The organism is Dyadobacter psychrophilus, assembly GCF_900167945.1.
Taxonomy (GTDB): Bacteria; Bacteroidota; Bacteroidia; order Cytophagales; family Spirosomataceae; genus Dyadobacter; species Dyadobacter psychrophilus.
Genome location: NZ_FUZA01000001.1, coordinates 525,650 through 541,284, shown reverse-complemented (window position 1 = coordinate 541,284; position 15,635 = coordinate 525,650). Strand labels below are relative to the sequence as shown.

Genomic DNA, 15,635 nt, shown 5'->3' with positions numbered 1-15,635 from the left:
TCCTGACATTGAAAAACGCCCGGAGATTTTTGATCTCTTAAAAAAGCCCTTTTGCCTTATCTAATGCAGCCTCGAGTCCGCTCGCATCCGAACCGCCGGCCGTTGCAAAGAATGGCTGACCGCCGCCGCCGCCACGGATCTCCTTTGCAAGATCCTTTACAATTTTACCAGCATTCAAACCCGTTTCCTGAACAATGTTCTCCGCAATAAACACGGAAAGTTGCGGCTTACCACCAATTTCTGTCCCAAAAACAGCAATCAGGTTTTCTATCTGATCGCGCAGTTCGTAAGACAATTGTTTCAGCGAATCGGCATTTGGCACATCCACTTTTTCAACGATCAAATTAAAAGTGCTGTGCTTTTTCATGTTGTCGATCAATGTCGATTTCAACGTCTGGATCTTTTCGTTTTCCAGCGAAACAATTCTTTTCTGCAAGCCATTACGCTCGTCCAGCAAGCTTTCCACGGCCTTAACAAGATCCGTAGGGTTTTTCAGTAAGTCTTTTATTTTATTCAAAACTTCCTCCTGCTGGCGCATAATTTCAAGTGCTTTCGCACCCGTTACTGCTTCCACCCGACGCACACCTGCGGAAACAGATCCTTCGGAAATAAACTTGAAAACACCGATCTGGCCAGTGGACGGAATGTGCGTTCCTCCGCAAAGTTCGAAAGAGTAGGTTGGATCAAAAATGATCAGACGAACAAAATCACCGTATTTTTCACCGAATGTTGCCGTTGCACCCTGGTCTAACGCCTGCTTGATCGGCACGTTTCTTCTTTCGTCTAAAGCAATGTCTTCGCGAATTTTTTCATTAACCCGATCCTCAATTTTGCGCAGTTCCTCATCCGTGACTTTTGCAAAGTGAGAAAAGTCAAAACGAAGCACCTCATCATTCAGGAAAGAGCCTTTCTGACCAATATGCGTTCCCAACACTTCCCGCATGGCTGATAGCATTAAGTGCGTAGCCGAGTGATTGGCTTTGATCTTTTCACGGCGATCGCTATCGATTTTCGCTACAATGATTCTTGCATTTTGCAGTGCATCATCCAGATCTTTATCCTGGGAAATATGAACAAAAAGGTCGTTTTCCTTCTTGGTATCAACGATCCTGATCGTCTTTTTGCCATCTGCCAATCCGTTATCAAGGAGCAGGATGCCTGTGTCGCCAACCTGTCCACCCATTTCTGCGTAGAAAGGCGTGCGGTCCAGCACAATGTGATATTCTTCGCCCGTTTTGGTCTTAACCTTGCGGTATTTAACGATTTGGCTATGCGTTTCTTCAAAATCATAGCCCAGGAACTCAACGCCGTCCGCCTCACGCAGTTCAATCCAGTCCGTTGCCTCTTTTGCAGCGTCCTGGCGGGATCTGTTTTTCTGCTCCGTTAATGCATCCTGAAAACCAAGTTCGTCAATCTGAAAGCCCTTTTCGCGCGCGATCAGTGCAGTAAGGTCAACCGGAAAGCCAAATGTGTCGCTCAATTCAAAAACTTCATCTCCGGCAATAACGCTTATGCCTTTTTCTTTTAATGAATTGACAATGACGTCGAGCCGTTTCAACCCGGATTCCAGTGTTCTCAAAAAGCTCTTTTCCTCTTCCAGAATAACCCGCGTAACAAATTCTTCCTGCGATTTTAATTCATTGAAAACATCTTTGAACTGATCGGCCAGAACCGCGACCAGTTTATAGAAAAATGGTTCCTGGAAGCCTAAATAAGAATATCCATAACGAACCGCACGACGCAAAATCCGGCGAATTACGTAACCAGCCTTATTATTAGAAGGCAATTGACCATCCGTGATCGCAAATGCAACCGCCCGGATATGGTCCGCAATCACACGCATTGCAATGTCTGCAAATGACTCACTATTAGCACCGTATTTTTTGCCTGATAATGTTTCCAAAACCTGAATTGTGTTTTGGAAAACATCGGTATCATAATTAGAAGTTTTATTCTGAACAGCCATACACAACCGTTCGAAGCCCATTCCCGTATCCACATGCGTGGCTGGTAGCGGCACGAGCGAGCTATCAGCCTTGCGCTCAAACTGCATAAAAACCAGGTTCCATATTTCGACAACCTGCGGATGATCATTGTTAACCAGCGATTTTCCTGAGATTTCTGCCACTTCGGATGCAGGGCGCAGGTCGATATGGATCTCGGAGCAAGGGCCGCAAGGGCCTGTATCGCCCATTTCCCAGAAATTATCTTTTTTATTTCCTAAAATAATGCGGTCTTCACCAACGATCGGCTTCCAAAGGTCCCACGCCTCCTGATCAAAAGGAACGCCATCTTTGGAATCGCCTTCAAAAACTGACACATATAGCCGGTCTTTTGGAAGTTGGTAAACTTCCGTTAAAAGCTCCCAGGCCCAGGTGATCGCCTCTTTTTTGAAGTAATCGCCAAAAGACCAGTTTCCCAGCATTTCGAACATCGTATGATGGTAAGTATCAAAACCAACGTCCTCTAAATCATTGTGTTTTCCTGAAACCCGCAAACATTTCTGTGTATCCGCAATGCGACGGGAAGGAGGGGTGCCATTGCCCAGAAAGAAGTCTTTAAACTGCGCCATCCCCGAGTTGTTAAACATAAGGGTAGGGTCATTTTTGGCCACCAGGGGAGCCGAAGGCACAATTAAATGTTCTTTACTCCGAAAAAAATCAAGAAAAGCCTGACGTATTTGATGCGAGGTCATTGTATATATTTTGGTCCTTATATGCTACAAAACAAGGGGCAAATGTAAGGAAAAAAGATATAGGTTAAATAAGTGTAGCGCTGGATAGATCACTGTATTCTCATTGTATTATTTTCTATGGAACGTTCGTCCAAAGTATATATCCCCCTCATGGTGATAAAATAAGCACCAACTATGAGATTCGTCAAAAACAACCGAATCATCTGCCCAGAATATTGTATCTGAATGTTTGACGACGATCTTCCATGTAGTTACAATAGCGTTTCGGTCGCCGTCAGAAAGAAGAAAGACACTATTTTTAAAAGGAATTCCGCAGTTGAATAACCATTTTTTTAGCTGTGTTTTGCTGGAAAGTTTGTAATTCCGAAATTCACTAAAATGATCCTTCGGAAATGGTGACCAAGTAAGTCCGTCATAGCGAAAAGTATCACATCCTCGAATCATCTCAGATTTGTGAAAGTTGTCATAAAGAGTCTTAGAAGATTTAATGTCTAGCACGGAAATCTGCTCTTGATGAGTCTTGGGCAAAGATTTCAAAATGGATAGAAGTCCGAAAGACAGTATCTTTTCAATCTCGTTAATGGTCAATGTCGTTTTTTGCAGATTTATCATAAATTACCCCATTACTGGGCCTAATAGGGGATGTGTTCTAAGTTATATCCTGTGATTGCGGACAGATTAAAATCGTTTTCCGTGACGAATCTCACGCGAAGGTTTTTGGGCCTTCCGGTTGGATGTAAGTCCAACAAATCCTCGTCCGAGTTTATATCATTCAGAAATTGATCTTCCGAGGTAGCTTCACCAATAATAACCCAGGGATGCCCGAATTTTGTCTCGATGTACCAAATGTGCATTTGATCAATGCCATACTTACTGTAAAGCTTATCTCCGACGGGAAACTCCTGAAATTCACCTACAAACTGAAATTCCTGGCTCACTCCATTTTCATAGTTTCCGGCGACCAGCTGCAAAATCTTGTTTCGTTTTTTGGTTTCTATCGATTCGGTCATCTCTTGCTGGGTGTAAGAGCTATTTGAGTATCCAGGTTGCATCGTTCGTATTAAATAGAAATTCGTGTTAACACCCGAAGTCACGCTGTAAATGCTAAAAATCTGTATGTTCGTTGCCATTTTAATAGATTGATGATTGGAAACAAGATGCCTTTGTCTCATGAGCAATCAACTTCATGTTATGACTAGGCTACAACTTTTAAGTAACAATACTATATCCAAAGTAACTCTGATGTGAATCCGTTTACTGATCGGCCTTCATGCGATTTTTTAACGGTTGGACGATTCTAGTATGGTTGCGAAGGTGCGGTAGGCTTAGGTTCGGTTTACGCCAAGTGCATTACCTTTCATTCCAACTACAGCTCCGATTACTACACCCACTTTGAGTATAAACCCGCACGGATTTCCTTATTTGTAAAAATCACAGAATGGTGGGGCTTGCTGTGCGGTGGGGTTTTTAATAATGTGGTTTGTGGGATTTGCGGCAAAAGGAATGTGCCTTTTGTAAATTATTAAGTGCTTGAAATGAAACCGTTTTCGGAGTTATCGGCGGAAGAGTTAGCGATGGAAAACCTGTTCATTAGATGGGTCCGGTTTCCCGATGATCCTCCAATCCGCTCTTTTTGGGAAGGCTGGATCGTGAAATATCCTGCGATGAAAGATACAGTTGCCAGAGCCAGGGAACTCGTATTGCTTGCGTCCGACTGGAAGCCAGACTCCCTTTCAAATCAGGAGGTTAACTCCATATGGGGAAGAATCCGGAACTCATTGGAAATTATTACGGAGCGCGATCACGCCCAGCCCGGCATGACAGCATTTAAGAAAACAGTTACTTCCAACAGCATTGTACTGGGTGTGATATCCATGGCTGTTATCATCCTCCTCGCTTTCTTTTTCTTCTCCATCATCAACTGACCTGTTCTCAGGCGGGAAATATTATTTTAAAAAATATTGGTATAGTGCAATAACGACTAAGCATATTGCGGCGTTATTCGAAGCGTCAAAAGCTAATTTTGTTAATATCTTACAATAATTTATTTGATCAAGCCTATCCTGGCAACGTTCCCGATAACGTTTGCATAAATAAAATACCGCTTTCATTTCCAGATTAACGCACTTATATCTATTCTCAACCATTAATTCCAAATTGTACTATTTGTACAATTAATGTAGTTATTGGAATTATTCAAACTGAACCTCTTAAAACTTCTCGCTTCCCCCTTTTCTCAACAAGACACTTTTTTGGTGCGTTTTGTAACCATTGATGTGTAACCGGTAATTTACAGTTTAATTTTTTTTAGAATTAATATAATAATTTTTAAGGGTAGTCCAGAAAAATCTCGTCCAGCAGTAAGCAGTCAGAACTTTATCAATCACCAATCAATGCGTATGAAAAGAAAATTTACTAGTACTGGTCAAAGCGCTTTGCGTCTGACCATGGCAGCGATGATCGTGTCGGGCTTCACCGCCGAGGCATTTTCACTGAACCGGCCCAACGTAACCCATGTTTTTTCTATTGACAAAACCGTGTCTGGGAAAATCACCTCATCAGAAGATAACACACCTATTCCAGGGGTGTCGGTAGTGTTGAAAGGAAGCAGAAGCGGGACAAACACAGATGTCGAAGGACAGTTTAAAATCGAAGTGCCGGATAATGGCGCGGTGCTGGTGTTCTCATCAGTAGGATTTATAACCCAGGAAGTGCCGGTTGGCGCAAAAAGCATCATTGATATTAAAATGGATGCTGATATGAAAGCGCTCACAGAGGTCGTAGTCGTGGGTTATGGTAGTCAGAAAAAGAGCCAGACAACAGGTGCGATCTCATCCGTGTCTGCGAAGCAGATCAGCGAAATGCCGATTACGAACATAGGCCAGGCCATGCAGGGCCGTGTGGCGGGAGTCGACGTTTCCCAGTCGGGAAGTAAGCCGGGGTCTACACCGAAAATCCTTATTCGCGGCCGACGTTCATTCAATGCCGGTAACAATCCATTATATGTTGTGGATGGTATTCCGCTGGCGGGTGACCGTAATGAGCTCATGTCGTCGGCCACGCGCCCGTTTGACTTCGTTTCCGGAGGTTATGAAGACATGAACCCGAATGATGTGGCGTCCATGGAAATCCTGAAAGATGCAACAGCAACCGCTATTTATGGTGCAAGAGGTGCTAACGGTGTTGTCCTTATTACGACGAAAAGAGGAGAGTCTACCAAGGGTAAAACAACGATCAGTTATGACACATATGTGGGCGTGACGGATGCGCTGGACAAAATCCGCTTATTCTCAGGACCTGAATTTGCTGAATATTTACGCGAGTCGCGTCGAGGCATCGCTGCGGGAAGCCTTTATAAAGATGCAAACGGAAACCCGGTGCCAACCGGCCAGGTCGATGCATTTGCGGATTCAAAACTATTTGAAGCAGTAGAATTGGACGGGATTGCAAAGAACCGCACGACAGACTACCAGGATATGATCCTGCGTCAGGGTTTTCAGCAAAATCATTCCGTGGGTGTGCAGGGTGGCAATGAAAAAACGCAATTCTACATTTCCGGGGGCTTTTTCAGGGATAAAGGGATTTCGGAAGGATTGGATTACACAAGAACTTCCCTGCGTGCAAACATTGATCATAACATTAACAGTCGTGTGAAAGTAGGGATTTCTTCCTACCTCATGTACTCCGTGAGAAATGGCAAGGATTTGAACCCATACTCATTTACATTGAACCAAAACCCGCTTGGAAGAGCATTTGACGATGCCGGTAAACTTATTTTTGCTCCCACAAATGATGCACTTCTGACCAACCCGCTTGCTGAAATAGTTCCGGGCGCACAGGTTGACGAACGTAAAAAGTACCGCATTTTCAACAGCATTTACACCGAAGTTAAGATCATTGAAGGTTTGAAATACCGGATCAATTTCGGCCCAGACTTTGCAGTTGAACGCGGCGGACGTTTTATAGGGGCACAAACCAATGCCCGAAAAGGCGGTGATCCGCAAGCTGCGATTTACAACCAATACGGTTTCAACTGGACCTTGGAAAACATTGTTACGTACAACAAAACTTTTGCAGCGAAACACAACCTGGGCATTACTGCCCTTCACTCGGTGCAGCGCGAAAACTTTGAGGCAAACACAATTTCTGTTCAGGGTGTGCCGGCTGAAACGCAGCAATTTTACAATGTTGGTAATGCAAATGCAGTTCTTGGAGTTGGTAGCGTGTTGATTCCCTGGACTTTAAATTCCTATATGGCGCGTATTAACTATGATTATGCCGACAAATATCTTTTAACCGTAACAGCCCGCCGAGATGGATCGAGCCGTTTTGGGGAAAATACAAAGTACGGAACATTTCCAGGGGTAGCTTTGGGATGGAATATCTCCAATGAACCTTTCATGAAAGGTGTGTCATGGCTTGACCTTTTAAAGCTTCGGGTGAGCTACGGTTCTGTGGGTAACCAGGGTGTGGCACCTTACCAGACACAAGGTTTGCTGGGCAGGACAATTTATGCATGGGATAATACGCCGGCATACGGTTATCGCCCCAATACAATCGGTAACCCGGATCTGAGATGGGAATCTTCTGCTACCAAAAACGTGGGTATTGATTTTAGTTTTATCAAAGGCCGTGTGCAGGGTTCTCTTGAACTTTATGAAACAAATACAACGGACTTGCTGCTTTCTGATCAGCTGCCAGCTTCAATCGGTTTCAATGCAGTGACTCGTAATGTTGGTGAAACGCGTAACCGCGGAATTGAGCTGGGTGTTTCTACCATTAACGTGAACGCAAAGAACGGTTTCAAATGGACCACAGATTTCCAGTTTACCAAAAACACGGAAGCCATCATCTCCCTTTACAATGGTGCAGTGGATGATTTGGGTAACAAATGGTTTATCGGATATCCTTTGTCTGAATATTTTGATTACAAAAAAGCTGGGATCTGGCAGACCAACGAAGCAGATGCAGCTAAATCTTATGGAAGCCGGGTAGGCCAGATTAAAGTGGCTGACGTAAACGGACGCAGCGCGGATGGAAAACTGACAGGACAGCCTGATGGCAAAATCAATGCAGATGACCGTCAGAAACTGGGATCAGATGTGCCGGATTGGAGTGGTGGTATCACAAACCGTTTCAATTTCAAAGGATTTGACCTTTCTTTCTTTATTTATGCAAGACAAGGGCAAATGATCATCAGCGGTTTCCACAGGGATAACAATGCATTGGCTGGCCGTTATCAGCAAATGTATGTGGATTACTGGACGCCAAATAATCCTACCAATGAATTTCCGCAGCCTAACAAGGACCAAGAATTCCCTGTTAACAACTCTGCGATCATCTACTATGATGGCTCATTTGTGAAAATCCGTAACGTCAACTTCGGTTACACTTTCAGTAACAACCTTACCAAGAAGCTCGGCCTGGAATCGCTTCGCTTGTTTGCAAGTATCCAGCAGCCTAAAATCTGGTCGAAATACCGCTCAAAATACAATGGTGTGGATCCTGAAACTTCGGACACAACAATCGGATCCGGTGTAACGCCAGCAACACGTGTATCCACGATCGGACTTAATGTGAAGTTCTGAGCAATCTGAAAGGTTTGGTAACAACATTTAATATTGACAAAAATGAAATTTAAATACATCAAAAAATCATACAAATACATTGGCTTAATGGCATTCATGCTCATGGGCCAGTCGTGCAGCGACCTGCTGGATGAAAAAGTGATTTCCAGCATTGGTAACGACTATATGAATACGCCGAAAGGTTTTGAGGATGCAGCAAAGTCGGCCTATTCGTCCCTGCGTAACTATTACGGAACGCAGCAAGGCATTACCATGACTGAGTTTGGCACAGACCTTTATGCAACGGGTGCTGATGGCGGTTACAAAGGGTTCCACTTTTATGACGCACAATTGCAGCCAACCGTGGATTACCTGGCAACGATCTGGGATGAGACTTATCGTGGGATCAATGTCTGTAATGCGGTCATTGAACGTGCTCCCGCGGCCACGGTAAGCGATGCAATCAAAAAGTTGCGTGTCGCCGAAATGAAGTTTTTACGAGCGCATTATTATTTCCTTTTGATGCAGCAATATGGCGGGGTCGATCTGAGATTGACAGAAACCATTTTACCTACCAAAAAAACTTCCCGTGCGCCCGAATCGGAAATTTACAAACAGATTATTTCCGACCTGGAATCGGCTTTGCCCGACCTTGAAGCTAAATCAAAAGCAACGGATTACGGTCGTGCTACAAAGCCAGCGGCAGAGCATTTGCTGGCCATGGTTTATTTGGCAAAAGGCAATTCCACTTCCAAAGCTGCGGATGATTATTCCAAAGCTGCCACTTATGCTTCCAGTGTGATCAACAATTACACATTCAAGCTGTTACCTGATTTTGCGAGTGTTTTTGACCAGGCAAATCAGATGCACGATGAGGTTGTTTTCGCGGTTCAGTATACCATGGATCCATTGACAAACGGCACCGGAAACAGCTTGCACCTTTATTTCGGGATGCAATACGACGTGCAGGCCGGAATGGTCCGTGATATTTTGAATGGTCGTCCTTTCAAACGCATGCGTCCAACAAAATACTGTCTGGAAACCGTTTTTGCAGATCGTGTGAATGATTCACGTTATAAAAAGACGTTTAAAGACACATGGATATGCAACAACCCGGGCAAGTTTACCAACGTTTTTGATAACTCAAAATCAGAGGTTACATTCAAAGCAGGTGACACAACGATATTTATTCCAGGTTACGAAATGCCTTTGGCAGAGCGTGCTAAGAAGCCATATCAGGTGTTAGTACCAAGCCGTTACGACGAAGCTTTATTCCCGACAAACAGAAAATTCCTCGATCCGCTGCGCCCGGACCGCACTTACGAGCCGGGAAGCAGGGATTATATGTGTTTCAGATTGGCGGATACTTATTTATTGCTTGCCGAGGCGCAATTACTGACCGGCAAAGTGAAGGAAGCCACAGATGCGATCAATATGGTGCGTCGCCGTGCAGCTTTTCCTGGGAAAGCCGCTGCTATGGAGATCAAGCAAGCGAATATGAACATGGAAATGTTGATGGAAGAGCGCGGACGTGAGCTCCTGGGAGAGCAGATCCGCTGGATGGACCTGAAACGCTGGGGTAACCTGGTTGAAAGGGTTCAAAAATACAACCCGCAAGCAGCGCCTAATGTGAAACCTATTCACTTATTGCGCCCGATTCCGCAAACGCAGATCGACAGAACGGAGGGCGGTGCGGCCGCATTCCCGCAAAATCCGGGTTATTGATCATCTAATTAAGTAAACAGCATTCCCGTCATGACAGAAGATTTAAGTGTCTTTTGCGTGACGGGAATCTTCATTACGTAGGGGTAACGTATGCAAAATATCGTTATATCCATCATATACGGTAGTCCATTTAATCCGTTACATAGTCATTTATCAAACAGAGTTCCTATTAAAATGAAAAAACAAAGATTACCGCTGACCATTCTGCTGCTTTTGGTCACCCTAACATTGGCGAACGCGCAAAAATCGAAGGACGGATGGGAAAATCTTTTCAACGGGAAAGACCTTACCGGATGGAAACAATTGAATGGAAAGGCTAAATATGAAGTAAAAGACGGTGCCATTGTAGGAACTTCTGTCACCGACACGCCTAATTCCTTCCTGACTACTGAGAAAAATTACGGTGATTTTATTTTTGAATGTGATGTAAAAGTCGATAACAAGCTGAATTCAGGCATTCAGATCAGAAGCTTATCAACACCCGAGTATCAGAATGGCCGTGTACATGGTTACCAGGTTGAAATTGACCCCAGCGACCGCGCTTACTCTGCCGGACTTTACGACGAAGCACGCCGCGGCTGGCTTTATCCGCTGGACCTGAACCCTGAAGCGAAAAAAGCCTTCAAAAAAGACGCCTGGAATAAATACCGCATCGAGGCGATCGGCACCTCCATCCGCACATTCCTGAATGGTGTTCCGGTTGCGCACGTGATCGACGACATGACTCCAAGCGGATTTATATGTCTGCAAGTGCACGCCATTGGGAGCAAAGATCTGGAAGGAACACAGGTAAGCTGGAAAAATGTAAGGATCAAAACCACAGACCTTAAACCGAGTCCGGCAGCTAACATCCGCATTGTGAACCTGATCCCGAATTCTCTCAATGATGCAGAAAAAGCGCAGGGATACGCATTGCTATATGATGGTAAAACTGTTGATCAATGGCGCTCATACGGCGGAACAGAATTCCCTTCGAAACGCTGGAACTACGCCGACGGAACTATCACTATCTCAAAATCGGATGGATCTGAAACAGGAAATGACATTGTTACAAAGAAATTGTATGGCCCTGCTTTTGAATTCGAATTTGATTTTAAACTGACCGAAGGTGCTAATAGCGGTGTAAAATATTTTGTAGATCAAAAATTCAATTCGGGAGGAAAATCGGGCATTGGATGCGAGTATCAGGTGCTGGACGATGAAAAACATCCCGATGCAAAACTTGGTAAAAACGGAAACCGCACCATTGCTTCTTTTTATGACGTAATCCCTGCCGACAGGCCCAAAAACGCTGTAAAGAAGATTGGCGAGTGGAACCAGGGCCGCATTGTGGTCCAGAAAGATGGAACGGTTCAGCACTTCCTGAATGGTTACAAAGTGGTTGAATATGTGCGCGGTTCGCAGCAGTTTAAGGATTTTGTAGCAGAGTCGAAATTCAAAGGCTTTGAAGGTTTTGGACTATCACAACAAGGTAACCTGCTTTTGCAAGACCACGGCGACAATGTTTCATTCCGTAGTTTGAAAGTGAAGGAAATAAAATAACACGCTCGGTTTAAAAAAAATCTTTTTTTAGAGTAGATAAAAGCCCACTGGTTTTTTACAACTGATTGCCCGCCAGACTCGCGGCCCATTAACTGAAAATTAACTTTTTAAGATCAATATCATGACAAGCAGAAGGGATTTTATAAAAAATGCAGCGCTGGCCTCGGCGGGTGTTGCTGTTGGTTCAAATGCTTTTAGCGCAGCTAGTTACCGGAAAATTTTGGGTGCAAATGACCGCGTACGTGTGGGGATCATTGGTTTTTCCGATCGTTTCCGCAGCTCGCTGGCCCCAAGCTTTTCTGATCATGCGAAAGAACTGAACTTTGAGTTTATGGGCGTTTCCGATCTTTGGAACCGCCGCCGTGACGAGGCAGAGGCATTTATGAAAGGAAAACCTTATGCGTCCGCCGAATTCGCCAAAGCCAGAAACAACGAAGAGTTGCTGGGACGCAAAGATGTGGATGCAGTCATTATCAGCACGGCAGACTTCCAGCATGCATTGCATTGCGCGGAAGCTGTGAAATCCGGCCGTGATGTGTATGTTGAAAAGCCATTTGCCGAAACATTGGAAGATGCCAAAGTTGCCTTGAAAGCTGTTGAAGCATCAAAACAAATTGTACAGGTAGGCTCTCAGCGCCGCAGCGCACCGAATTACTGGGCAGCTTATGAATACATCAAATCAGGCAAATTCGGTGACATTACCACGGTAGAAATGACTTGGAATGTGAATCAGCCGGGTCGCTGGAGACGCAAAGAACTGGTTTCTCAGATTAGAAAAGAAGATACCGATTGGGACCGCTTCCTGATGAACCGCCCGAAAGTGGAATGGAACCCGCGTTACTATCTGGAATTCCGCTTGTTCTACCCGTATTCTTCCGGAATCCCGGGACAATGGATGGCACACCAGATCGATACAGTGCATTGGTTCTCAGGTCTTGACGCGCCAAGAAATGTTGTGGCTAATGGTGGAATCTATACCTGGAAAGATGGCCGGACAAATGTGGATACATTCAGTGCCGCTTTCGAATACGGGCCGTTTGACAACAAAGAAAAAGGCTTTCAGGTAATTTATTCGTCGCGTTTCAATAATGAGGCGGGCGGCGTGAAGGAATACTACTATTCAAATGGTGGAATGATCAACCTGGATACGAACAAAATTACTCCGGAGGGCGGATTAAAGGAAAAAGATGCCAAAGGAATGGGTCTTCAGGCAAATCTCCTTCCTGAAATGGCGCTTAAAACTGGTGATAAAATTGCGACTGACGCCAATACAGGAGCGGATCCAATGACTTCGCTGCACATGCGCAACTGGATGGAATGTATCCGCAGCCGCAAGGAAAGCAATGCGCCGGCGCGCGTTGGTTTCAACCACTCCGTAGCGAACATTATGGCTACGCAGGCGCTGCATACAGGCAAGCGCGTGAGCTGGGATCCGAAGAAAAAAGAAATTGTTTTAAGCTAACCGACAGGAACGTGAATGTTATAACAAAGGGCATAGCAGCAACGGCACTTTCTGTTTTCGCAGCAGGAGGAATGGTTCAAGCTCAAAAAGTGGATCTGGTTAACAACGAGAAGGAAAAAAAGGTTGAAGTTAAAATCGACGGCAAAGCTTTTACATCCTATTTCTATCCAGGTGAAGATAAATTGAAAAAGGCCGTGCTCTATCCGGTCCAAACGGCCAGAGGAACGCTCATAACCAGAGGATGGCCGCTTGATCCAAGGCCGGGCGAGCGCGTGGACCACCCGCACCACGTAGGGATTTGGCTCAATTATGAGGACGTTAACGGTAACGACTACTGGAATAATTCCGACGCCGTCGACCATGCCAAACGTGCTTACGGAACCATCATTCACACCGGCATCAAATCCATGAAAAGTGGAAAAGATAAAGGCGAGCTGACCGTAACGGCTGACTGGAAAGATAAAAACGGCGTTCTGACGTTGCAGGAAACCACCACATATCATTTCAGCGGAAAAGCGGATCAGCGCATAATTGACCGTTCTACAACCTTAACCGCCGTGCTGGACGAAGTGGCCATGCCCGACATTAAGGACGGAATGTTCGCGATTCGCGTAGCCCGCGAGCTGGAATTGCCTTCGAATAAGCCTGAAATTTTCACCGATGCAAGCGGCATAGCGACCAAAGTTCCGGTCATGAACAATGAAGGAATTACCGGCAATTACCGCAACAGCAATGGTGTAGAAGGGGAAGCTGTCTGGGGTAAGCGCGCAATCTGGTGTAATCTTACAGGAAAGATCAAAGACGAGAACATCAGCGTCGCCATGATCGATCACCCGAAAAACGTTGGTTACCCAGCATATTGGCACGCCCGCGGTTATGGTCTTTTTGCCGTAAATCCATTGGGAATGAAGGCGCTTAGCGATGGAAAGGAAACGCTCAACTTCAAACTGAAAAAAGGGGAATCCACCACATTCCGCTACCGGCTTGTAATCGCATCTGAACATTTGAAAGACGAAGCCATCAACGCCATGGCGGCTGAGTATGCGAAGACGAAATAGGGATAAAGTTTAAGAAAACATTGCCAAAAGAGCCGCAGGAGACTGTGGCTCTTTTTTGCTATAATTGCACATCATTACACACTATAATTTTATGAATGCCGAAAAATACACAGTCGAATATCTGAGTGCAAATATCTATCAATTTTATAGCAACGGAGTTCGTGGAAGTTTTGAAATGTTTATAATATATAGCCCTCATGGGAATAATACATATAATTTAGGTTTTGGTGTTTGGAATGAAATACTGGAAGAAGTCGATGATTCCGTTGAAATAAGGAATGGCGACACCGATAAAAATGATTTGTATGTTTACCTCAATCAAAAATATTACACTATGGACACTATAATAGAAAGTGATAAAAATAAGTCGGAGAAATTTTCAGCTCAGGATATCGAAAAGATAAGGGTCTATTTCGATAAAAAGTCGGACAAAATGAGGGCTCTTTTAAAAGCTTACCCTGTTCCAGAGGAATTTCGAAAAAAGCAAAATTAACCCCTCTACTTCTTCATCCCAGCCGAATGCCAGCTGAACACGTGATAAGTTGTTGGCGTCGTTCCTACGTTTTTGATTGAATGCATTTGGTTGGAAGCCTGGAAGATGACGGAGCCTGGGCCAACTTGCTTCATCTGTCCGTTTACCAGCGCTTCTACGGTTCCCTCTTTGATAATAATGATCTCTTCCTCAGGATGTTTGTGCGGTGGGTGCGAGCTGTCACCGGGGTTCAATGTGGTGATGTGACATTCTAACTCATCCAGCGTAGCAGTTTGCGACCTGAAAACAGTTCGTACCGCACCGGTTTTAGTTTCTTTCGCCTTCATGTCGTTCCAGTCGAAAATGGATGAGTCGAGGATTGCCTTGGGCGAGCCGGCGAAAATGCAGGTAAATGTCAGACATGCCGTAACCGTGGCGACGCCCAAATCTCTTTTTGTAATGTACATTGAATCAACAGGTTTAGTGGTATTTAACACAAAGACCTTATTTTTTGAGTCTTACCATTAGTGATCCGTTTGAAAAGATTGGAAAGAAGTCGTATTCTTGATGTTGATTGACATTGAGATCTGAAAATTCTTATAAATCCTTTTCTATCAGAACTGGGACATTCACTAACTCAAAACATGGAAGACAAATCAAGACGGAAGTTTTTACAAAATGCTGGACTGGCCACAATCGCTTCAATCTCTCCGCTGGCCGCCGAGCCGGAAAAAGTGAAGGAGCTGTTCATTCATCACGTTTATTTTTATTTGAAAGATCCTCATAATGCGCAGGATGAGGCCAAATTGCTGGAAGGCTTAAACAAGCTGGCAAAGGTTCCGACCATACAATATGTGCACATTGGTAAGCCTGCCGAAACAAACAGATCTGTGATCGTAAGGGATTACTCATATTCATGGATGTGCTTTTTCAAAAATATAATCGAAGAGGAGATCTATCAAACACACCCGATCCATCTCGAATTTATCAAGGAATATTCTCATTTGTGGGAGAAAGTGGTTGTGTATGATTCAGTAGGGCCGAAAAAAGTAGGATAGGATCATTAATGATTTAGCGGTAAAGCGCGTGCTATTTTGCTTTTACTATTAAACCT

General features: G+C 44.5%; 11 protein-coding genes. 8 read left to right on the top strand and 3 right to left on the bottom strand.

The features are described from left to right. Nucleotides 1–37: 37 nt before the first annotated feature. On the bottom strand, nucleotides 38–2,695 hold the full coding sequence (gene alaS / locus B5X68_RS02460) for an alanine--tRNA ligase (RefSeq protein ID WP_082213078.1): 2,658 nt from the start codon (nucleotides 2,693–2,695) through the stop codon (nucleotides 38–40). Nucleotides 2,696–3,327: 632 nt separating this feature from the next. Continuing rightward, complete coding sequence (locus tag B5X68_RS02450; RefSeq protein ID WP_082213076.1) at nucleotides 3,328–3,825, bottom strand: hypothetical protein; 498 nt, start codon at nucleotides 3,823–3,825, stop codon at nucleotides 3,328–3,330. 405 nt (nucleotides 3,826–4,230) lie between these two features. Between B5X68_RS02450 and B5X68_RS02445 the strand changes: the two genes are divergently transcribed. From B5X68_RS02445 to B5X68_RS02415, 7 genes are all read left to right on the top strand, one after another. Continuing rightward, nucleotides 4,231–4,620, top strand: coding sequence for a hypothetical protein (locus B5X68_RS02445; protein ID WP_082213075.1), 390 nt, complete (start codon nucleotides 4,231–4,233; stop codon nucleotides 4,618–4,620). A gap of 474 nt (nucleotides 4,621–5,094) precedes the next feature. Continuing rightward, nucleotides 5,095–8,283, top strand: a complete 3,189-nt coding sequence (locus B5X68_RS02440; RefSeq protein WP_374754807.1) for a SusC/RagA family TonB-linked outer membrane protein — start codon at nucleotides 5,095–5,097, stop codon at nucleotides 8,281–8,283. Nucleotides 8,284–8,325: 42 nt separating this feature from the next. After that, the gene (locus B5X68_RS02435; protein WP_082213073.1) at nucleotides 8,326–9,987 is read left to right on the top strand and encodes a RagB/SusD family nutrient uptake outer membrane protein; all 1,662 of its coding nucleotides are present in this window, start codon (nucleotides 8,326–8,328) and stop codon (nucleotides 9,985–9,987) included. Nucleotides 9,988–10,161: 174 nt separating this feature from the next. Then, the gene (locus tag B5X68_RS02430) at nucleotides 10,162–11,529 is read left to right on the top strand and encodes a 3-keto-disaccharide hydrolase (RefSeq protein ID WP_082213072.1); all 1,368 of its coding nucleotides are present in this window, start codon (nucleotides 10,162–10,164) and stop codon (nucleotides 11,527–11,529) included. Nucleotides 11,530–11,650: 121 nt separating this feature from the next. Beyond that, nucleotides 11,651–12,991 carry a Gfo/Idh/MocA family protein gene (locus tag B5X68_RS02425; RefSeq protein ID WP_082213071.1) on the top strand — a complete coding sequence of 447 codons (1,341 nt, stop codon included), beginning with the start codon at nucleotides 11,651–11,653 and terminating at the stop codon, nucleotides 12,989–12,991. A gap of 71 nt (nucleotides 12,992–13,062) precedes the next feature. Further along, entirely contained in the window at nucleotides 13,063–14,049 is a 987-nt protein-coding gene (locus tag B5X68_RS02420; protein ID WP_082213950.1) for a DUF6807 domain-containing protein, read from the top strand. 91 nt (nucleotides 14,050–14,140) lie between these two features. After that, a complete protein-coding gene (locus tag B5X68_RS02415; RefSeq protein WP_082213070.1) occupies nucleotides 14,141–14,542 on the top strand; it encodes a DUF6934 family protein in 402 nt (133 codons plus the stop codon). Between the two features lie 5 nt (nucleotides 14,543–14,547). Here the strand turns inward: B5X68_RS02415 and B5X68_RS02410 are convergent, their stop codons facing one another. After that, a complete protein-coding gene (locus B5X68_RS02410) occupies nucleotides 14,548–14,988 on the bottom strand; it encodes a cupin domain-containing protein (protein ID WP_082213069.1) in 441 nt (146 codons plus the stop codon). 177 nt (nucleotides 14,989–15,165) lie between these two features. On the opposite strand from B5X68_RS02410, the gene B5X68_RS02405 reads away from it, so the two are divergent. After that, nucleotides 15,166–15,579, top strand: coding sequence for a Dabb family protein (locus B5X68_RS02405; RefSeq protein ID WP_082213068.1), 414 nt, complete (start codon nucleotides 15,166–15,168; stop codon nucleotides 15,577–15,579). The last annotated feature ends 56 nt before the right edge of the window (nucleotides 15,580–15,635 follow it).

Excerpts from the sequence above, each read along its gene's own strand:
- B5X68_RS02405 (WP_082213068.1), top strand. The coding sequence starts at position 15,166 with ATGGAAGACAAATCAAGACGGAAGTTTTTACAAAATGCTGGACTGGCC.
- B5X68_RS02410 (WP_082213069.1), bottom strand. The coding sequence starts at position 14,988 with ATGTACATTACAAAAAGAGATTTGGGCGTCGCCACGGTTACGGCATGT.
- B5X68_RS02430 (WP_082213072.1), top strand. The coding sequence starts at position 10,162 with ATGAAAAAACAAAGATTACCGCTGACCATTCTGCTGCTTTTGGTCACC.
- B5X68_RS02435 (WP_082213073.1), top strand. The coding sequence starts at position 8,326 with ATGAAATTTAAATACATCAAAAAATCATACAAATACATTGGCTTAATG.
- B5X68_RS02450 (WP_082213076.1), bottom strand. The coding sequence starts at position 3,825 with ATGGCAACGAACATACAGATTTTTAGCATTTACAGCGTGACTTCGGGT.
- B5X68_RS02425 (WP_082213071.1), top strand. The coding sequence starts at position 11,651 with ATGACAAGCAGAAGGGATTTTATAAAAAATGCAGCGCTGGCCTCGGCG.
- B5X68_RS02440 (WP_374754807.1), top strand. The coding sequence starts at position 5,095 with ATGAAAAGAAAATTTACTAGTACTGGTCAAAGCGCTTTGCGTCTGACC.
- B5X68_RS02415 (WP_082213070.1), top strand. The coding sequence starts at position 14,141 with ATGAATGCCGAAAAATACACAGTCGAATATCTGAGTGCAAATATCTAT.
- B5X68_RS02445 (WP_082213075.1), top strand. The coding sequence starts at position 4,231 with ATGAAACCGTTTTCGGAGTTATCGGCGGAAGAGTTAGCGATGGAAAAC.
- alaS (WP_082213078.1), bottom strand. The coding sequence starts at position 2,695 with ATGACCTCGCATCAAATACGTCAGGCTTTTCTTGATTTTTTTCGGAGT.
- B5X68_RS02420 (WP_082213950.1), top strand. The coding sequence starts at position 13,063 with ATGGTTCAAGCTCAAAAAGTGGATCTGGTTAACAACGAGAAGGAAAAA.